Raw genomic sequence first — 18,907 nt, 5'->3', positions numbered from 1 at the left:
GTTGCAGATCGGCCGAACGCACGGCACGCTTTTCAGGTGGACCAACGGGAGTGGGACTACGGCGCCCGCCTGCCGCGGGAAAGGAGCGGCGCGGACCCTTGGCCACCCACGAAGAGCCCGGAAAGTCCCGATTCGTCCCAGGTGATCGAGCCCGGAGCCCCCGTCTGGGGCAGCGGATCCGTCACCGACACCGGCAGCATGCAGCCCATTCCCGAGGCTGTCGCGTGGTCGTTGCGCGCCGAGGCCTGGGCGAAGAACGAGGATCAAGCGGTCGAAAGATCCAATTCCGGCGCGGTGAGCCGCTGGTCCGACGTCGCGGCGACCGGCAGGCCGCCGATTCCCGCGGACGGCGTCGGATGGCGTACGTCCACCGCGGAGTGGCGCGCCACCAGCGACAGCGCGCACTGGCGCCAGACCACCGAATGGCGCTCCGCCTCGGGGCGGCACGGCTGGCGCACCACGACCGAGGCGTGGCAGGCGGGCGACGCCGAAGGCTTCACGCCCCCGGCGACCGAGCCACCGACCCGTCTGCCGGCCATCTCGGGCACCGCCTGGCCAACCCCGGAGACGATCGACCAGTCCTCCACACCGGCGACCCCGGCTTGGCAGCAGCCCGGGACCGAAACACCGTCCTGGCAGCAGCCGCCCTCCACCGACACACCCTCCTGGCAGCAACGCCCGGCGGACGCGACCCCGTCGTGGCAGCAACGCCCGGCCGACGCCGCCCCCTCGTGGCAGCAACGCCCGGCCGACGCCGCCCCCTCGTGGCAGCAACGCCCGGCCGACGCCGCCCCCTCGTGGCAGCAGCCCCCTGCCGACGCCGCCTCGCGGCAACAGGGCCCCGCCGACGCCGCCGCCTGGCAGCAGTATCCGGCCGACGCCGCGCCGTCCTGGCAACGCGCGGCTGACGGGCCGTTGCCTGCCGAGGGCCGCCGCCAGGCGGAATGGGAACGCCCGCCCGACGCGCAACGCCCCGCCGACGCGGCCCCGAGCTGGCACCGCGTCGAGGAGCGGCCGAGCTGGCAGCAGTTCACCGCGCCGCCGACCGCCCCGCCGACGCCGCCGTGGGAGACCCCCGCGGCTTCATGGCCGCAGCCGGCCGACGCACCCCGGTCGCGCCCGTCGTGGGACAGCCGCCCGAGCTGGCAGCAGTTCACCGACTCGACCCGCTCCGGAGCCCGGGAGATCGGTTCCGGCGCCCCGGAAAGCTCGCCCAGCTGGCAAAATCCGCAGCCCGGCCGCTTCGACGACGGCCGTCACCTCGTCCGCGAGGACGACCGCGCGCAATGGCGCCGCGAGTCGGCCGCCGGCCAGGCCGGTCTCGACGACGGGTCGCGCTCCGCGGGTCGGCGCCGGGCATCGGACCCCGGATCCCGTACGAGCGGAGGTACGGGCTGGACGGTCCGCTCGGACGCCGACAACTGGGCGGGGCACACCGACACGGGCAGCATCCCGGCGTTCCAGGACCCGGCGACCGACACCCCGACCTGGCGCCGCGACGCGCCCCCACCGGCCACGGACACCTGGCGGACCAGCTCGACCACGAACAGCTGGCAGAGCAGCGCCCCGGCCACCGACGGCCGGCGTACCCCGGAGCCCTGGCGCAGCGCCGAACCGATGGACGACCGCGGGACCCGCTCGGACGGCTGGCGCACGGCAGACGAAGCCCGCGGCGCCCGCTCGGACGGCTGGCGCACCGACGGGCCCGCCGACGACTGGCGCAATCCCGAGCCGGGACCGCCGTCCGACCCCTGGGCCCAGAGCGCCGCCGAGACCGGCGTGATCCCCCTGCCGCTGCAACCGCGCGAAGGGGACGGCTGGCAGAGCCGTACGGACACCGGCTCCTGGCAGCGCGACCCCGCCACCGACCGCAACCCCCGCGACGGCGGCCGGCGCAGCCGCGCCGACCGCGCGGACACCGGCTCCTGGCAACGCGACCCCGACCGCCGCGAAACCACCGGCTCATTCCCCCGCGACCCCGACCGCCGCGACGGCACCGGCTCTTTCACACGTGACGACCGCCGCGACAGCACGGGCTCATTCGCGCGCGACGACCGGCGCGACAGCACCGGCTCATTCCCGCGCGACGACCGGCGCGAGAACACCGGCTCCCTGCAGCGTGACCCCGACCGGGGCGAAGGCACCGGCTCCTGGCAGCGCGAAGACCCTCGGGACGACACCGGTTCCTGGCGCCAGGACCCCGAATCCGGAGCACGCCAGGGCCGCGCCGACACCGGCTCCTGGCAGCGTGACCCCGAAGCAACCCGCGGCCGGCGCCCCGCCCGCCCGCGCGGCCCGGAAACCCAACGCGAACCCCGTCGCGGCCTCGACGCCCAGCGCGGCGCGGGCATGTCCCGCCGCGACGGCGCCGCCGCGTACGCCCGCAGGCGCGAACCCGACACCAGCTGGCAGCGCGAGCTGGAGTCCGGCAGCTGGCACCGCGACCCCGAGTCGGACGTCTGGCTCCGTGACGCCGACACCGGGCAGTGGCACCGTGCCGAGGTCGACGACGACGAAGACGACGAGGACGACCGGGACGACGAACCCCGCCCTCGCCGCCGCCGGGCACGCCCCGACGACAACGTCCCCGGCGGCCCGCTCGCGATCGAGAGCGGCGATGACGAGACCGCCCCCTGGCGCAGCACCCAGGGCGACACGGGCTCCGGCGGCAGACGCCGCGCCCCGGACGGACCGCTGCAGATCGGGGCGCGGGCGGAGACCCCGCTCGACCCCGAGGTGTACCGCCGCGGCGACGAACCGCCGGCCCGCTGGACGGACGACCTCGACGACGCTCGGACCCGGCCCATCACCGGCCGGGCGCGCGAGCTCGAGGCCGGCCCGGCATCGGGAGCGCCGGCCGCCCGGAACACCGCCCCGGCAGAAAGCTCGCCCTGGCCTGGTCGGGAGGACGCCGCACGCTCCGGGCCCGCCAGCCGCCCGGTCTCCTCACGCCCCTACGGCTCTGCCCGGCCGGACGCCCCGGAGCCCGACGACACCGCCCGATCGCAGCCGGACGGCACGACACGATCGCAGCCCGGCGGCACCGCCCGGCCCGTGTCCTCGCAGCCCGGAGGCACCGCGCGGCCGGTCTCCTCGCCATATGGCGGCACCGCTCGGCCCGTCTCGTCGCAGCCCGGTGGAGGCGCGGCCCGCCCGGCCTCCGCCCAGCCCGGTGGCGGCGCAGCCCGGCCGACATCCGCCCAGCCCGGTGGCGGCGCAGCCCGGCCGACCTCCGCCCAGCCCGGCGCCTGGCGGCCTGAGGCGCAGGCGGAGGCCCGCACCGAAGCCTGGCGGAGCCAGCTGCGCGCCGAGGCCGGCGAGGCACCCCCGACAGGCGGCGCCCCGGAGATCCCCGCGTGGCAGCAGGCCGACCGCGAGCAGGCGGCCGGCGGCGCGGCCTACCGCGGGGGCCGCACCGGCGACTGGCGCCGTGAGCTCAAGGCGGAGAGCAACCTCGCGGACGGCGAGTCCCGGCGCTTCGGCACCAGCGACTTCGTCCCGTTCCGGCCGCCGTCGAAGAACGGGGCGTCGGCGTCGGTCAAGGTTCCGGCCGCCAATTCCGCGTCCGAGGGCCTCACGGAGGTCATTCAGCGTACGGGCACCAGCTGGCAGGACCCCCCGGACACCGTGTGGCCGCCGAAGGGCGCGGTCATGGCCTCGTCCGCGGGGGCGTACGAACGCCGCCCGGTAAGCACCTTCACGTCCACGACGGCACGGCAGAACGATCTGCTGGAGCCGGAGGAGGAGCTGGAAGAGGACACCGGCGGTCCGCTGGCGGCGGTCGGCTACACCGTCGTCTGGTACGGCGTGCCGGTAGTGCTCTTCGTGCTCTACATGCTGGTGCTGAACGGCGCCCAGCAGGCACACGCGCTGAGCACGCTGGCGGGCGCTGCACCGCAGTTCGGCCTGTCGCTGGTGCTGAGCATGCTGGTGGCGGTCGGCCTGCGCCGGGCGAGCGGTTCCTGGAAGGCGGCCAGCGTCGGCCTCGCGGCGGCGGTGATGGGCGGCGGCCTCGCCACGGTGCTGACCTCGGCGATCACCGGCCAATCCCTCAGCTGACGAGCAAATTCCGGCCCACTGCGCGGCGCCGGCCCGTGAGCGGATGAGCCTGCCCGACTAGCACGGGGAAGGGCCGTCGTTGACCCGAGCACCGACCTGGGCGGACCGGGATCGCCAGCCGGAAAGTCCGGGAAGCCCGCCACCGGCGCCGGATGAGGCCACACGGAGCCTGCCACCAGCACACGCCAAGACCGCCTCAGAACCCGCCACCAGCACACGCAAGACCGCCCCAGAACCCGCCACCAGCACACGCCAACGCCGCCGGCGACCCGGCGCCGGCAAACCCGCCCGGCCCGGCTCCCGCGAGCACCTCCGCCAGGCGACGCTCGTCCGCCGCGGTCCGCTCACCCAGCCGTCGCGCCCGCTCCGTCAGCGCATCCACCGCACCGTCCCGCCCGGCCCGGCGAACCGTCCTGGCCCGGCCCCAGCAAACCCGCCAGGCCCAAGCGAACCCGCCAGGCCCAAGCGAACCGGCCCGCGCCCAAGCGAGCCCGGCCCCAGCGAACCCGCCCGGCCCAAGCGAGCCGGCCCAGCGAACCCGCACGGCCCAAGCGAGCCCGGCCCAAGCGAGCCCGGCCCAACCGAACCCGCACGGCCCGGCGGACACGCTTGGCCCGGCAGCCCGCCCCGGCGCAGGATGAGCCCGCCCGGAGGACCTGGCGCCCGCTGCCGAGCTCCGCTTCCCAGACATCCAGCCCTGGCCGGCAGCGGTTGCTGGCCGGGAGAGCCCCCCAACGGGGAACCAGCGTGGCGCGAGCACCACCCTGAACCAACGACACATCACCCACAGCCGGCAGAGGCGAGCAGCACAGCAGCACTCTGCCCGGAGCCGGTGGAGGGGAGCAAAGCGCGAAGCCGACCGCGGCGAGCGACACCAGAGCCGGCGCTACCCCTGACGCATCCGGCCACGGTGCGGAAGGCTTTCCGGGTGGCGCCGTACATGGAAAAAGCGCGCCACCCGCGAGGGTGACGCGCCTTCTCTCAGAGCTGCTGTTACTTGGCGGCGACGACGTTCACCGGGAACGTCGCGGTCACCTCGGGGTGCAGCTTGACCTTGACCGGGTACGAGCCCGTGGTCTTGATGTGACCCGGCAGCTCGAGGCGGCGACGGTCCAGCGACGGGCCGCCGGCGGCCTTGACCGCGTCGACGATCTCGGCCGGGGTGATCGAGCCGAACAGGCGGCCGCCGTTGCCGGAGCGCGCCGTCAGCGTGACCTTGAGGCCTTCGATCTGGCCCTTGACCTCGGTGGCCTGGCCCAGGTCGCGGATCTCGCGGGCGTCGCGGGCCCGCTTGATGACCGTGACCTGCTTCTCGGCGCCCTTGGTCCACTGGATCGCGAAGCCCTGCGGGAGCAGGTAGTTACGGCCGTAGCCGTTCTTGACCTCGACGATGTCGCCGGGGGTGCCGAGGCCCGACACCTCCTGGGTGAGGATGATCTTCATCTTGGTGCCTCCCCTCAGCGCGCCGTCGCCGTGTACGGCAGGAGCGCCATCTCGCGGGCGTTCTTGACCGCGCGGGCGATCTGCCGCTGCTGCTGGGAGGTCACACCGGTGACGCGGCGGGCACGGATCTTGCCGCGGTCGGAGATGAACTTCCGCAGCAGGGCGGTGTCCTTGTAGTCGATGTAGGTGATCCCGTCCTTGTCGAGCGGGTTCACCTTCTTCTTCGGCTTGCGCAGTGCCGCAGCCTTGGCCATTGCTCTAACTCCTGAACTCAAGAAAGCCCGGATGAGGGCTTAGAAGGGAGGCTCGTCGTCGAAAGAGGAGCTGCCGCCGCCGGAGCGGTTGCCGGAGGCCGGGGCCGCCGTCGCCCAGGGGTCGTCGAAGGAGGAGTTCCCGCCTCCACCGCCGCCGCTGGACTGCCGGTTGCCACCACCGCCGCCGCCGAAGCCGCCGCCGCCGCCACCGGACCGGTTCATCTTCTGCACCTTCGCCGTGGCGTAGCGCAGGGACGGGCCGATCTCGTCGACCTCGAGCTCGTAGACGGTGCGCTTCTCGCCCTCGCGGGTCTCGTAGGACCGCTGGCGCAGCCGACCCTGCACGATCACCCGAGCGCCACGCTGCAGCGACTCGGCGACGTGCTCGGCGGCGTCACGCCAGATGTTGCATGCGAGGAAGAGTGGCTCGCCGTCTTTCCACTCGCCCGATTGCCGATCCAAGGTCCGCGGCGTCGAGGCGATGCGGAACTTGGCGACCGCCGCACCCGAAGGGGTGAAGCGCAGCTCAGGGTCGTCGGTCAGGTTGCCGACGACCGTGATGGTGGTTTCTCCTGCCATGATCTTCTCCTCGCCGCTTCTCTCGTTCGCGCACAGGCTCTCAGAGCCCTACGACAAAAACGAGGGTCAGCGGGTCTCCGGCCGGATGACCTTGGTACGCAGGATGGACTCGTTGAGCCGCAGCTGACGGTCCAGCTCCGCCACGGCCTCGGGCGTCGCCTGCAGGTCCACGACGGCGTAGATGCCCTCGGACTTCTTGTTGATCTCGAACGAGAGCCGGCGCCGGCCCCACACGTCGAGCTTCTCTACCGAGCCGCCCGCGGTCCTGATCACGTTCAGGTACTGGTCGAGCGACGGGGCGACGGTGCGCTCCTCGAGCGAAGGGTCGAGGATCACCATGAGTTCGTAATGACGCAAGACGTTCTCACCTCCTGTGGGCTGAACGGCCACGGTCTCTCCGTGGCAGGAGGTCTTGTGTCTGTCCGCAGAAGAAAACCGTGGGCGGTTGTCCCACGGCGATGCTGCGAACCGAGCCAGCATACCCGCGGCGAGCTGGGCAACCAAAAAGAGAGCCCCGTCGGTGGACGGGGCTCTCTTTCGTGGAGCCGCGGGGCGCCCGGTCCGCATTCAGCTGGGTGGGACCTGGGGAGGAACGACCACACCGATGAGGTTGGAACGGCCGCCCCGCGGAGCTTCTGGGGGACAGTCTACGCGACAGTTGCCCGAGATGCACGTTGCGACACGATTGCCCGAATTGCCCCAGCGGAAACACCGAGCGCACACACCGCTGCCACGATCGCGAGCAGGCTGACCGGCCGCGAATCCTCCATCGGCCGCATCGCCGCGACCGGCTCCGCCGCGGCCATCTCCGGCGATGCACCGGCCTGCTGCGCGGGTGCGGCCTCGGTCGTCGTCAGATCCACCGCGGGTACGCCGTCAAGCAGCGTCTTCTGGTCACCCGGCGGCATTCCGGAGAACGCCGGTACGCCGGCTCCCGCCGTACCCCTCATGACTTTGGTCCTGACCCGCGGAGCGGCACCGCCCTGCGGCATCGACCCGGCACCTCCGGCCGCGGCCCGGTCGACGATGACCGTGGGGCGCGACCAGGGCGGAGCGGTGACCGGATTGCCGGCACCCGACGTCTGTGGCACCTCCGTGGCCGAGGGCGAACCCGAACCCGGCTGCGAGGAGCCACTGCCGGTGGTGGGCGGAGAACCGGGCTGAGACGATCCCGAGCTGCCTCCGCCGACGGCCCCGCCGGTGGGCGAGGGGACCGGATTGCCGGGCGTCCCGGTGGCCGACGGCGTGGCCGTGACCAGTACGGGCGTCGCCTGATCTGTCACCGCACAGGTGGGATCGAGCGTGACGGCGGTCGTCCCCCGCCGGAAGACCACCTCGGTCGCGCCGTCGTCCGGGATGGAACCCTTCGAGTCGCCGTTGAGCAGGAGCTTGGCGCCGTGGCCGGTACGGTTGACGACCCGTACGGTGCTCTCCGCGGGAACGGTCATCGACCCGACCGAGGGCGTCGACCGGCAGGACAGGCCCAGCATCCCCCCGCCCGCGAAGACGACCTGGCGGCCCGTCTCGTCGAGCTGCTCGGCGTTCGCCGTACCCGTCGTGACGATCGCCGCGCCCAGCAGGAACCCGCCCAGCACGATCGCCGTCACCCGGTGTCGGACTTGCCGTGACATGCCACCATCTCCCCGGTCTCGGTGCAATACCCTCGATTAACGACATCTTGTTCCGGCCGGTGACGCGTACGGTGTCCGTCCCGCGACAACGGGTGAGCGTCGTACCCACGTCGTAGGCTCGGTCCATGCGCATCGGAGCCCATGTCGATCCCGCCGATCCCCTCGACGCAGCCGCCGCCCGCGGCGCCGACGCCGTCCAGTTCTTCCTGGCCGATCCGCAGGGCTGGAAGTCCCCGGCCGAACGGCCCGACGCCGACGCGTTGCGAGCGTCCGACGTGGACATCTACGTCCACGCGCCGTACGTGATCAACGTGGCCACATTGAACAACCGCATCCGCATCCCCAGCCGGAAACTCCTGCTCACCCACGCCCGCGCGGCGGCCGCCATCGGCGCCCGCGCGCTGATCGTCCACGGCGGTCACGTCAACGCCGGCGACGACATCGGCGTCGGATTCGACAACTGGCGCAAGACCTTTGCGTACGCGGAGAAAGAAGGCGGCCTCCCGCTCCCGATCCTGATCGAGAACACGGCCGGCGGCGACAACGCGATGGCCCGCCGCTTCGACAACCTCGCCCGCCTGTGGGACGCGATCGGCGAGTTCGGCGCGGGATTCTGCCTCGACACCTGCCACGCCCACGCGGGCGGCGAGGAGCTACTGGGCATCGTGGACAGAGTCAAGGCGATCACCGGCCGCATCGACCTGATCCACGCCAATGACTCCAAAGACAGCTTCGACTCGGGTCGTGACCGGCACGACAACCTCGGCAATGGCAAGATCGACCCAGACCTGGTCGTCGCGGCCATCCGTGCCGCGGGAGCGCCGGCGATCGTCGAAACCCCCGGCGGGGTGGAGGGCCAGGCGGCGGACATCGCTCTGTTGCGGGAGCGGGCAGGCAGCTGAACCGGCGGCACGAGGGAGCGGGATGACGACCGAGCAACCGCAGGTCGGCGCCCCAGAGGGTGCGACCGGGTCCGCCGGTGCCCAGCCGGCCGGTGTCCGAGCTGGATCGGGGGAGATCGATCGGTCCCGAGTCCGGCGGTGGGCCGGGCTGCGCCGAGGGCGCGGCGGTAAGGCGGCCGGCGCGGCGGGCACCCCGCCGAGTTTGCGCCCGGCGGTCCCTCCGCATTCCGCCGGGACGGTCGAGCATCCATCGGCACCGGGGTCCGCGGCCGCAGCGCAGGAACGGCGCGAGCCGGCCCCGGCCGGCACAAGCGAGGCCACGACCGCCACCGCTGCCACCACGGTCGACCCCGGCAGCTCCAGGACCACCACGGCCACCCCCGCCGCCACTAGGGCCGACGCAGGCGACCCCCCAACCACCACGATCAGCGCCGAAGCCGTCCCCGCCGGTGCCGCGCCCGACGGCACGGACGCCAAGCCGGACGAGGCAGACGCCAAGCCCGCCGGGGCTGACGCCGAGGCCGGCGCAGCAGCCGCCCCCACCACCGGCCGCTTCCGGCGCCGGAAAGCCGCCCTGCCCTCCACCCGCCCACCCGGCGCACCGCCCGACCCCTGGACCGCCTTCGCTCAAACCACCGACCGCCAGCCCGGCCGCACCCGCCGGATCCTCCGGGCGACCGGCCGCGGCCTCATCCACGAGTACGCCCTGGTCATCTACGGCTCCCTCCTGCTCGCCGTCGCGCTGACCTGGCCCGCCCTGCGCTACCCGGTGCACACCGTTCCGCAGGACATCTGGGATCCCGCCCGGCAGGCGTGGCAGGTCTCCTGGGCCGGCCACGTGTTGATCACCGAGCCCGCCCGCCTCTGGCAGGCCAACGCCTTCTACCCCGAGCGCTACAGCTTCGCCTTCGGAAACAGTCTGCTGGGGTACGCGCCGGCCGGGATGATCGGTGGCGGCCCGCTCGCCGCCGTGCTGCGGTACAACGTCCTCTTCGTGCTTGCCCACGCTCTGCTGGCCGTCGGGGGATACGCGCTGGTGCGTCAGCTCGGCGCCGGGCGGACCGGTGCGATCGTCGGGGCGGTCGCTTTCGCGTACGCGCCGTGGCGGCTCGCCCAGGAGGGGCACCTCGACATCATCTCGGCCGGGGGGATCCCGCTGGCACTGGCGATGCTGGCGCGGGGGCACGGCTGGTCACTTCGGTACGGGTTCCGCCCCGGCCGTCGCCACGCCGGGTGGGCCGCGGGCGGATGGGTCGTCGCCACGTGGCAGCTCAGCCTGGGGTTCTCGCTCGGCTTGCCGTTCGCATACGTGCTGGCCGCCCTCATCGTGGTCGTCGGGTGCGCCGTGCTGCTGCGCCGGTTGCGCCGGAGGTCGGTGGTGCTGGGCTGGCGGCTGCTCGTCACCGACCTGCTCGGGGTGTTGATCGTCGCGGGGGTGGGCGCGCTCGTCGCGGTGCCCTATCTGAGGGTGGGTGACACCGGGCCCGCGGGCACGGAGATCGCGTTCTTCTCGCCGCCGGTACGCAGCCTGCTCATCGGCCCGGCCGAGTCGCGCATCTGGGGCGCTCCCCACGCCGTGGCGCGGCAGTCGCTGACGTGGCCCGCGGAGATGACGCTACTGCCGGGCTTCGTTCTGTACGCGCTGGCACTCGTCGGACTCGTCTTCTCGGTCTGGCGCATGTGGCACCGCCTGATCCTGCTGGTGGCCGTACTGGTCAGCGCCGTGTTCACGCTCGGCACCACGGTCCTCGACGGACGCTGGACGTATCTGCCGCTGTTCGGCCACCTGCCCGCCTCCTTCGGCGTCCGCATCCCGGGGCGGCTCATGCTCTGGGTGACGCTGTTCCTGGCGATACTCGCCGCCGGGGCGGTGGCCGAGTTCGTCCGCCGCGCCGAGCACCTTGCCGCCTCGCGGACGCCGCCTCAGCCCGGGCCCGGACCGTGGCTGCGGCTGGCCACGTTCGTACCGTTGCTACTGATCCTCGGCGAGACCTGGAACGCCACCGCGCACCCGGTGGTTCCGGCCCAGCCGGCGGCGATGCGTACGGTGACCGGCCCGATGCTCGTCCTGCCCACCGCCGCGTTGAGCGACCAGACGGTGATGCTCTGGTCGACGAGCCGCTTCCAGGAACTGGCCAACGGCGGCGGCGGTTTCGCGCCGCACCGGCAGTCGGAGCTGCGCCGTGCGGTGACAGCCTTCCCGGACGCGACGAGCGTCCAATATCTGCGCACGCTCGGCGTCGGCACGGTGCTCCTGTTGAGGTCCGAAGCCGTCGGTACGCCGTGGGAACGCGCGGGGGACCTCCCGGTGGACGCACTGGGCATCACCCGGGAGGACCTCGACAACGACTCGGTGCTGTTCCGCCTCAGCTGACCAGGGGTCAGCTTCCGCCGACCGCCGTCACCACCGGCACCGGCGGCGGCCCGTCTCCTGCGTCCTTGGTTTCCAGGTGGAACGTGCGCCGCAGCGACGTCACCCAGCTCGCGTCAGCCGCGTGGTCCATGACTCCGCCGTCCGGGTCGTCCGCATACGTACGCCGCACCACGTCCAGCTCCGGCCGCCAGATCTCCCGGACCACCAGCCCGCACAACACCGCCACCGTGACCAGCCGCAGGCCTGCCGCCAGGACGAACGTGCCCTCCGGGATGACCGGCTTCCCGCCCGCGCCCAGCAGCTCCGCGTAGAAGGCCGCGAAGTAGCCGATCTCCGCGACCGTCCAGGCGATGATCGCGCCCCAGCGCGGGCGGGCGAGGACGACCAGGGGGAGGAGCCAGAGGACGTACTGCTGGGACCACACCTTGCTGAAGATCAGGAAGGCCGCCACCACCAGGAACGCCAACTGGGCCAGGCGCGGACGGCGGGGCGCTAGCAGGCACAGGACGCCGATCGCGGCGCAGGCGAGGATCGTCAGGGCGTACGTGAGGATGTTGAGCGTGGGCACGTGGTCGCTGAGCCATTGGAACGGGCCCTGGTCGCCGGGGGTGCCGCTGTTCCATTTGGTGTCGAGGTAGCGGCCGATGTACCAGAGGGTGCCCCAGTCGATCGGGCGGGTGTCGTTGAGCTCGAAGAAGCGGTTCCAGCTCGCCCGGTAGAGGACAGCGACGGGGACGTTGGTCGCGAGCCAGGCGAATAGCGCGCCGGCGAGGGCGATCAGGAAGGCCATCAGGCGTTTCGAGCGTAGAGCGAGGACGAACAGCGGCCCGAGGATGAACAGCGGCCACAGTTTGGCCGCGCCGCCGAGGCCGAGCAGGAGGCCGGCGACCACCGGGTTGCGCCGGGCCCAGGCGTAGAGGCCGAGCATGGCCAGGCCGATGGCGAGGAAGTCCCAGTTGACCGTGGCAGTGACCAGCAGAATCGGCGAGAGCGCGAAAATGGCGGCGTCCCAGGGCCGGCGGCGGCGCAGCGCGAGGATGACCGCCGCCGACGCGACCGCCAGGATCGACAGGACCAGCGCGTTGGCGTTGTAGAACCACTTGCCCTGGTTGATCTCCGGGTACTTCTCGCCGAGCGCGTGCACCGGCAGGCCGAGAGCGCCCATGAAGTAGCCGGTGACCACGGGGTATTCCACCGGGTGGTCGCGGTACGGGACCTTGCCCTCGTTCAGCCCCTCGGCGTAGTACAGCGCCAGCACGTCGGTGTAGCAGAACCGGGTGTACTGGATGTTCTTCTGCCAGTCGCCGTCCTGGCAGGGTGACTTCTGCACCCAGCTGAAGGCGAGCGTGAGGCAGACCAGGGCGAGCACGATGCGCTGCGCCGTCCAGAAGCGGCTGCGCCGGGCCGCCGGTGCGACGGCGTGCTCGCCGACCGGTCCGCCGATCGCCTGCGACAGGCCGCGGACGAACCCGTCGGACTCGGCAGGCAGGTCGGTCCGGTCGGTGTCCGGCGAAGGCGCGCTCATGCTCCGCATCATGCCGCATTCCACCGTTCCGTGGTCGTTCAGCACCGGCCGGTCGGGCCGCGTGCCGCGTACCCCGGAACACGGAAGAGCCCGTCGCCTGGGGCGACGGGCTCTTCCTCACATCATCGGGCGGTCAGCCGCCGTCATCGGCGTTGTTGCCGTCGGTTTGGCCGCCACCGGTGCCGGTGTCGTTACCGCCGCCTCCCGGTACGCCCGGGAAGGTGATGGTGCCGCCGTCCTGGCCGCCGTTGTCGCCGCCCCCGTTGTCGCCGCCGTTGTTGCCACCACCGTTGTTGTTGCCGCCGCCATTGTTGTTACCGCCGTTGTTGCCACCGTTGTTCTGGCACAGCTGCGGCAGGAACTGGCAGGTCGGGTTCTGGTCCGGCTGCTGGACCGGCGGCGGGGGCGGTTCCACACCGTTCGCGTACTGGCTGTGGGGGTCACCGGTGTGGACGCGCTCGGGGAAGCTCTCCTGCTTCATGTCCAGCGCCTTGGTCACGCTGTCGATGAACTGTTCCCAGATGTCGGCCGGCGTGCCGGAACCGAACATGTCGCCGCCGTTGTCCTTGAGCTCGACCTTGTTGTCGCGGCCGCCGACCCACACCGTTGCGGCCAGCTGCGGGATGCCGCCGACGAACCAGGTGTCACCGCTACCGGTGTGGTTGTCCTTGCCGTCGTCGAACTCCCAGGTGCCGGACTTGGCGATCGCCGGCCGGCCGTTGCGCAGGGTGTTGCCGGCGTGTGCCGGGATCTTCGCCATGACGCCCGAGAGGTCGGACATCTGGTCCTTGTCGAAGACCCGCTTCGGCGTCAGCTTCTCCTGCTTCTTGATCTGCTTCTTGCCGGTGTCCGGGTCCACCGAGGTGACGGTCTTGATGAAGTGCGCCTTGTTGTGAACACCCTGGTTGACGATGGTGGCCACGCCCTCGGCGTGCTCCAGCGGGACCACGTGGTACTGGCCGAAGGCGACCTCGTTGTCGAAGTTCCTCTCCCAGGTCCGCTTGTCGGGCTTGCTCAGGTCGACCACCGGGCCGTTGTCCGGCCACAGGTGCTGGATGCCGGCGTCGCGCATGGCCTCGATGACCTTCGTCCGGCCGATGCCGTCGGCGATCCAGTAGAACGGGAAGTTGTACGACTTGACGGTTGCTGTCTCGAGGTCACAGTTCCTGATCTTGCCGCCACAGATCGTGCCCGGGTCCGCCCCGGCGTTATTGATCTTCCGGCCGTTGGCGCGCGTCTTCGTGCTGTCCCAGATCGTGTCGAACGAGATGCCCTCGCGCAGGGCGGCGGCGAGCGTATAGATCTTGTTGGTCGATCCGTCGGACTGACCGCGACCGCTGAACCCGGTGCCCTCACCGTTCATGTAGCTGCCGTAGTCCGTGCCGTCAGGATTGTCGCCGCCGTAGTAGCCGAGCACCCGGCCGGTGGTCGGGTCGATGCCGATCACCGCCGCCTGGTAGCTCGACGGCTTGTCGTGCATCGGCGAGTCCTTGCTCTTGCGCGAGCCGGCCTCCTCTGCCGCCTTCTGCACCTCAGGGTCGATCGTCGTCGTGACGGTCAGCCCACCGCGCTGGAAGTCGGCCTCGGAGATGCCCATCTCGCGGAGCTCGGCGTTGACGTGCCGCATGATCATGCCGACCGGCTTGTCGGCCGCACAGGTCTTGCAGCTGTTCTTGGTCGGCTTCTTGACGGTGGGGTACTTGCGCGCCGCGTACACCTCGGGAGTGATCCACTTCTCCTCGAGCATGTTCTTGAGCGTGTACTCCCAGCGTCCCTTGGCGTCCACGAGGTTGTAGTTGGGGTCGTAGCCCTTGTGCGTGGCGGTGGGCTCCGGCTGCTTGATGATCGAGGCCAGCACCGCCGCCTCGTACGGCGTGATCGCGTTCTTGTCGCCCGCGGGGGTCAGCACCGACTTGCCGAAGTAGCCCTGTGCCGCCGCCTCGATGCCGTACCTGCCCTCACCGAGGTAGATGTAGTTCAGGTACATGCCCATGATCTCGTCCTTGGTGTACCGGGACTCGAGCTTGCGGGCGATGACGGCTTCGCGGAGCTTGCGGTTGTAGCTGATGTCCTTGAGGTCGGCGGCGTGCCGGGCGTACTGCTGGGTGATCGTCGACGCACCCTGGGTGTCGCCGCCGGTGAAGTTGTTCCACGCGGCGCGGACGATGCCCTTCATGTCGATGCCGTTGTGCCGGTAGAAGTTCTTGTCCTCGGCGGCGGCGACGGCGTACTGCACGACCTTGTTGATCTTCGGCTGCGGCACGACCGTACGGTTCTGGTCGCCGAGCTTCGCCAGCACCGTCCCCTTGGAGTCGAGAATGACGTTGGTCTGCGCCTCTTCCTTCTGCGGCGGCAGCTCGACGTCGTCGAAGAAGTAGGTGCCGCCCACGACGCCCACACCGAGCAGGATGACCACCACGGCGGCCGCGGCGGTCAGGATGTTGGTACGGCGGCGCCGCTTGGCGGCCTTCGTCAGGATCTTCTGCGCGTCGCCCCGGCGGCCGTGCATGTCGGGACCGTCCGGGCCCAAGCCACCGACGGCGGGGGACACCGGCCGCACCGCGGCGCGGGCGACGGAGGCCCGTCCCGGCGCGGCGGCGACGGGCGCGGCGGCCGAAGCGCGGCCACCCACCCGGGCGGAGCCGACCGAGCCGGTCCCGGCCCCCACGGACGCACGGCCGGCGCCCACGGAGGCGCGGCCACCCACCGAGGCGGAGCCGACCGTCGCGGCGCCACGTGGCGCGGCACCACCGACGGAGGCGCGGCCACCCGCCGGGCGCCGGTACGCGTCCGGCCCGGGGCGTTCGTCGTAGCCGGACGGGTCGTCGTCAGGCGCGGAAGCAGCGGACGGCCCGGGCACTCGGGCCCGGGCACGCGCAGACTGCGGATCGCCGTACGAGTTCATTCGGTTACACCTGCCGGTCGCGGTGGCGTGCCCGGGAAGCCCTGGAGGGACTCCGGCCGGCACTGCCACAAGCGGACATTCTGGGCTGCATCCCCGCAGCCGCCCTGTCGGATGTCAAGAATGACCGATTGCGGCGCTGGATGCCCGTATCGGTCGGGGTCGCGTCAACGTTAGCGACGTTGAGGGCGATCACTGTCTGCCCTCCCGGCGATGTGACGACGACCCTGTCTCGCGGTGGCGGCCCGAGGCGGACGAGGCGGCAGCCGCCGCGCCCCTTGGCGGTTCGTCGGTGCTCAGCGCGTCCCTGCCGAGCAGGAACTGCTCGATCAGATGGTTCCACGCGCAGGTCTGGCACACCTCGACCACGAAGACTTGGAACTCACGCAGTGTCATTGCCAGGACCGGCAACTCGGCGAGCTTGCGGGCCTGGCCGGCGGACTGCTTCAGCTCGTCGCCGTAGATGTAGTGCACCAAGGTGAGGTTGTCGCGGCGGCAGACCGGGCAGCGCTCCTCCGTCGGCTCGCCATGGAACCGAGCTGCGTTTTTCAGGTATGGCGAGGCGTCACAGACCTCGAGCGTCCCGATCTTGCCGTTGTGCAGGTCACGCAGCAGCGCTCGCTTCTGTAGCGAGTAGTCGACGACCTGCCGCTGCGTGCGCATGGCGAAGAGAGTACGCGGTCGGCCCCCGAACGGCGACCGCCATCACGCAGCGTGGCGTGGCGACAGCTCACCATCACCGACGCGCCGCAGCTAAGCGGGCGGAGGCGGGCATCCCGGGCAACCAGCGTCACAACGCCTTGCCATCGCCACCCCCGCCGTTCTACGGTGACGATGTATCGGCCCGATACATCGAATGCTTCGATGCTCCACAACCAGGGAGGAGGTGGCCCTGAATGCTGGAACTGGCGATCCTCGGCCTCCTCCAGGAAACCCCGATGCACGGCTACGAGCTGCGCAAGGAGCTTGCCACCAAGCTCGGCACCATTCGCGCCGCCATCAGCTACGGCACCCTGTATCCGACCCTGAAGCGGCTGCACACCGCCGGCTGGATCAGCGAACAGGCCACCGAGACCGACATCGTGCCGCCGATGACCAGCAAACGGGGCCGGGTTGTCTACAAGATCACTGCCGAGGGCAAGGAACGGTTCGCCGATCTGCTCGCCCAGGCCGGGCCCGAGACGTACGACGACGCCGGCTTCGGCGTGCACTTCACCTTCTTCTCCCGCACCGACCGCGCCACGCGCCTGCGCATCCTCGAGGGGCGCCGGCGCCGGATCGAGGAGCGGCGGGAGGGCCTGCGGGACATGCTGTCGCGCGCCGGGGACCGGCTCGACGCGTACACGCTCGAACTGCAGCGACACGGACTGGACGCCTGCGAGCGCGAGGTCCGCTGGCTCGAGGAGCTCATCACCAACGAGCGCTCCGGCCGTACCCCTACCACCACCTCCACCGCCGATCAGGCGGCAGGAGCACCCCCCGAAGTACCGGCTCCGCACCAGGACCGGCCGTGATGAACAAGGAGGCAAACGCGATGGGCTCCGTCCGCGTCGCCATCGTCGGTGTGGGTAACTGCGCCTCATCCCTCGTGCAGGGTGTGGAGTACTACCGCAACGCCGACCCCAACGACCGCGTTCCGGGTCTCATGCACGTGACCTTCGGCGACTACCACGTCTCGGACGTGAAGTTCGTCGCGGCGTTCGATGTGGACGCCAAGAAGGTCGGCATGGACCTGGCCGAGGCGATCGTCGCCAGCGAGAACAACACGATCAAGCTGACTGACGTGCCGCCGACCGGTGTCACCGTCCAGCGTGGACCGACCTTCGACGGCCTCGGCACGTACTACCGGGAGATCATCGAGGAGTCCTCGGCCGAGCCGGTCGACGTCGTGCAGGCGCTCAAGGACGCCGAGGTCGACGTCGTGGTGTCGTACCTGCCGGTGGGCTCCGAGGAGGCCGACAAGTTCTACGCGCAGGCCGCGATCGACGCCGGCTGCGCGTTCGTCAACGCCCTGCCGGTCTTCATCGCGTCGGACCCGGTCTGGGCGAAGAAGTTCGAGGACGCGGGCCTGCCGATCGTCGGTGACGACATCAAGAGCCAGGTCGGTGCCACGATCGTGCACCGCGCGCTCGCCAAGCTGTTCGAGGACCGCGGCGTCGAGCTGCTGCGCACGTACCAGCTCAACTTCGGCGGCAACATGGACTTCATGAACATGCTGGAGCGCAACCGCCTGGTCTCCAAGAAGATCTCGAAGACCCAGTCGGTCACCAGCCAGATCCCGCACGAGATGGTCAAGAGCGACGTGCACATCGGCCCGTCGGACCACGTGCCGTGGCTCGACGACCGCAAGTGGGCGTACATCCGGCTCGAGGGCCGCAGCTTCGGCGACACCCCGCTGAACGCGGAGCTGAAGCTCGAGGTCTGGGACTCCCCGAACTCGGCCGGCGTGATCATCGACGCGGTCCGCGCGGCGAAGATCGCCAAGGACCGCGGCATCGGCGGCCCGATCCTCTCCGCCAGCTCCTACTTCATGAAGAGCCCGCCGGTGCAGTACAACGACCACGACGCGCACGCCGCCGTCGAGGCGTTCATCAAGGGCGAGATCGAGCGCTGATCTCTCACGAAGGCCGGACCGCTCGCCGGTCCGGCCTTCGGCGTTTGCCGATATCCTGCGGGCATGGCCCGATTCCCGGCAGCGCTCGTCGCGCTGGGCCTGGTCGCATCCGTCGCGGCCTGCGCCCGGTCCGGCGATCCCACGGGTACGCCCACAGCCGGCGCAAAGCTGGAGGCGAGCATCGAGGTGCCCACGCCGTACCACTCGCGGATCGCCGTGGCGCCGGGCACCGAAGTTGCGCACTGCGGCGACCAGCCCATCAGCCGTTCCGCCGCTCCGAGGCCGGCGACGTCTCTCAGCGAGGCACAGAAGCGTGCGGAGGAGGCCCTCCGGGCCGCCGATCGCCCGACGCCCCAGCGCGCGCCCGTTCCGGCCCGGGCCCTGCCCGCCGCGGAGGCCTGTGTGCGGCTGCTGCGCCCCCAGCTCAACCTCCTGGCCGCGAACGGCGACCTCGATCAGCAGCGGCTGCGCGACCATCTCGCTCAGGAGGGACTGAAAGCGGTCGTCCGCCCGGATCTCTCCTTCACCGGGATGGTGGGAGCGGCCTGCGTCTACGGCACGCTGCCCAGCACCGGACCCACGTTCGAACTGGGACCTAGGAACACCGACGGCTCCTGCTGACGG

General features: G+C 71.4%; 14 protein-coding genes. 6 read left to right on the top strand and 8 right to left on the bottom strand.

What is annotated here, in order from left to right; genetic code table 11:
• Positions 1 to 36: 36 nt before the first annotated feature.
• A complete protein-coding gene (locus ACIBO8_RS01095) occupies positions 37 to 4,059 on the top strand; it encodes a hypothetical protein (RefSeq protein ID WP_396113052.1) in 4,023 nt (1,340 codons plus the stop codon).
• Between the two features lie 993 nt (positions 4,060 to 5,052).
• On the opposite strand, the gene rplI is transcribed toward ACIBO8_RS01095, so the two are convergent.
• From rplI to ACIBO8_RS01070, 5 genes are all read right to left on the bottom strand, one after another.
• Positions 5,053 to 5,502: a 50S ribosomal protein L9 gene (rplI, locus tag ACIBO8_RS01090; protein WP_396113051.1), complete on the bottom strand. Its 450-nt coding sequence runs from the start codon at positions 5,500 to 5,502 to the stop codon at positions 5,053 to 5,055.
• 14 nt (positions 5,503 to 5,516) lie between these two features.
• The gene (rpsR, locus tag ACIBO8_RS01085; protein ID WP_007073789.1) at positions 5,517 to 5,756 is read right to left on the bottom strand and encodes a 30S ribosomal protein S18; all 240 of its coding nucleotides are present in this window, start codon (positions 5,754 to 5,756) and stop codon (positions 5,517 to 5,519) included.
• Positions 5,757 to 5,795: 39 nt separating this feature from the next.
• The gene (locus ACIBO8_RS01080) at positions 5,796 to 6,335 is read right to left on the bottom strand and encodes a single-stranded DNA-binding protein (RefSeq protein ID WP_396113050.1); all 540 of its coding nucleotides are present in this window, start codon (positions 6,333 to 6,335) and stop codon (positions 5,796 to 5,798) included.
• A 66-nt stretch (positions 6,336 to 6,401) separates the two neighbouring features.
• Positions 6,402 to 6,692, bottom strand: a complete 291-nt coding sequence (rpsF, locus tag ACIBO8_RS01075; protein ID WP_067509699.1) for a 30S ribosomal protein S6 — start codon at positions 6,690 to 6,692, stop codon at positions 6,402 to 6,404.
• Positions 6,693 to 6,982: 290 nt separating this feature from the next.
• Positions 6,983 to 7,966, bottom strand: a complete 984-nt coding sequence (locus tag ACIBO8_RS01070; protein WP_396113049.1) for a hypothetical protein — start codon at positions 7,964 to 7,966, stop codon at positions 6,983 to 6,985.
• A 125-nt stretch (positions 7,967 to 8,091) separates the two neighbouring features.
• Between ACIBO8_RS01070 and ACIBO8_RS01065 the strand changes: the two genes are divergently transcribed.
• Entirely contained in the window at positions 8,092 to 8,868 is a 777-nt protein-coding gene (locus tag ACIBO8_RS01065) for a deoxyribonuclease IV (RefSeq protein WP_396113048.1), read from the top strand.
• Positions 8,869 to 9,070: 202 nt separating this feature from the next.
• Positions 9,071 to 11,242: a hypothetical protein gene (locus tag ACIBO8_RS01060; RefSeq protein WP_396113047.1), complete on the top strand. Its 2,172-nt coding sequence runs from the start codon at positions 9,071 to 9,073 to the stop codon at positions 11,240 to 11,242.
• A 7-nt stretch (positions 11,243 to 11,249) separates the two neighbouring features.
• On the opposite strand, the gene ACIBO8_RS01055 is transcribed toward ACIBO8_RS01060, so the two are convergent.
• From ACIBO8_RS01055 to ACIBO8_RS01045, 3 genes are all read right to left on the bottom strand, one after another.
• Positions 11,250 to 12,767: a glycosyltransferase family 87 protein gene (locus tag ACIBO8_RS01055; protein ID WP_396113046.1), complete on the bottom strand. Its 1,518-nt coding sequence runs from the start codon at positions 12,765 to 12,767 to the stop codon at positions 11,250 to 11,252.
• A gap of 133 nt (positions 12,768 to 12,900) precedes the next feature.
• Positions 12,901 to 15,672 (bottom strand): transglycosylase domain-containing protein, encoded by a 2,772-nt coding sequence (locus ACIBO8_RS01050; RefSeq protein WP_396113045.1) that lies wholly within the window; start codon positions 15,670 to 15,672, stop codon positions 12,901 to 12,903.
• Between the two features lie 189 nt (positions 15,673 to 15,861).
• Positions 15,862 to 16,332, bottom strand: coding sequence for a DUF5318 domain-containing protein (locus tag ACIBO8_RS01045; protein ID WP_396113044.1), 471 nt, complete (start codon positions 16,330 to 16,332; stop codon positions 15,862 to 15,864).
• Between the two features lie 233 nt (positions 16,333 to 16,565).
• Here ACIBO8_RS01045 and ACIBO8_RS01040 point away from each other — a divergent pair, with 233 nt between their 5' ends.
• The 3 genes from ACIBO8_RS01040 to ACIBO8_RS01030 all read left to right on the top strand — a co-directional run bounded on the left by ACIBO8_RS01040 (position 16,566) and on the right by ACIBO8_RS01030 (position 18,904).
• A complete protein-coding gene (locus ACIBO8_RS01040) occupies positions 16,566 to 17,183 on the top strand; it encodes a PadR family transcriptional regulator (RefSeq protein ID WP_396113043.1) in 618 nt (205 codons plus the stop codon).
• Between the two features lie 20 nt (positions 17,184 to 17,203).
• Positions 17,204 to 18,283, top strand: coding sequence for an inositol-3-phosphate synthase (locus tag ACIBO8_RS01035; RefSeq protein ID WP_396113848.1), 1,080 nt, complete (start codon positions 17,204 to 17,206; stop codon positions 18,281 to 18,283).
• A gap of 63 nt (positions 18,284 to 18,346) precedes the next feature.
• Positions 18,347 to 18,904, top strand: coding sequence for a hypothetical protein (locus tag ACIBO8_RS01030; protein ID WP_396113042.1), 558 nt, complete (start codon positions 18,347 to 18,349; stop codon positions 18,902 to 18,904).
• The last annotated feature ends 3 nt before the right edge of the window (positions 18,905 to 18,907 follow it).

The sequence above is a fragment of the Actinoplanes sp. NPDC049681 genome (genome assembly GCF_044465265.1).
Classification (GTDB): Bacteria; Actinomycetota; Actinomycetes; order Mycobacteriales; family Micromonosporaceae; genus Actinoplanes.
This window is presented reverse-complemented; position numbering and strand designations above follow the sequence as displayed.

What these genes read in the sequence shown, in the direction of transcription:
- rplI (WP_396113051.1), bottom strand. Translation starts at nt 5,502, where the DNA reads ATGAAGATCATCCTCACCCAGGAGGTGTCGGGCCTCGGCACCCCCGGC.
- ACIBO8_RS01055 (WP_396113046.1), bottom strand. Translation starts at nt 12,767, where the DNA reads ATGAGCGCGCCTTCGCCGGACACCGACCGGACCGACCTGCCTGCCGAG.
- ACIBO8_RS01040 (WP_396113043.1), top strand. Translation starts at nt 16,566, where the DNA reads ATGCTGGAACTGGCGATCCTCGGCCTCCTCCAGGAAACCCCGATGCAC.
- ACIBO8_RS01035 (WP_396113848.1), top strand. Translation starts at nt 17,204, where the DNA reads ATGGGCTCCGTCCGCGTCGCCATCGTCGGTGTGGGTAACTGCGCCTCA.
- ACIBO8_RS01070 (WP_396113049.1), bottom strand. Translation starts at nt 7,966, where the DNA reads ATGTCACGGCAAGTCCGACACCGGGTGACGGCGATCGTGCTGGGCGGG.
- ACIBO8_RS01050 (WP_396113045.1), bottom strand. Translation starts at nt 15,672, where the DNA reads ATGAACTCGTACGGCGATCCGCAGTCTGCGCGTGCCCGGGCCCGAGTG.
- rpsR (WP_007073789.1), bottom strand. Translation starts at nt 5,756, where the DNA reads ATGGCCAAGGCTGCGGCACTGCGCAAGCCGAAGAAGAAGGTGAACCCG.
- ACIBO8_RS01045 (WP_396113044.1), bottom strand. Translation starts at nt 16,332, where the DNA reads ATGCGCACGCAGCGGCAGGTCGTCGACTACTCGCTACAGAAGCGAGCG.
- ACIBO8_RS01030 (WP_396113042.1), top strand. Translation starts at nt 18,347, where the DNA reads ATGGCCCGATTCCCGGCAGCGCTCGTCGCGCTGGGCCTGGTCGCATCC.
- ACIBO8_RS01065 (WP_396113048.1), top strand. Translation starts at nt 8,092, where the DNA reads ATGCGCATCGGAGCCCATGTCGATCCCGCCGATCCCCTCGACGCAGCC.
- ACIBO8_RS01080 (WP_396113050.1), bottom strand. Translation starts at nt 6,335, where the DNA reads ATGGCAGGAGAAACCACCATCACGGTCGTCGGCAACCTGACCGACGAC.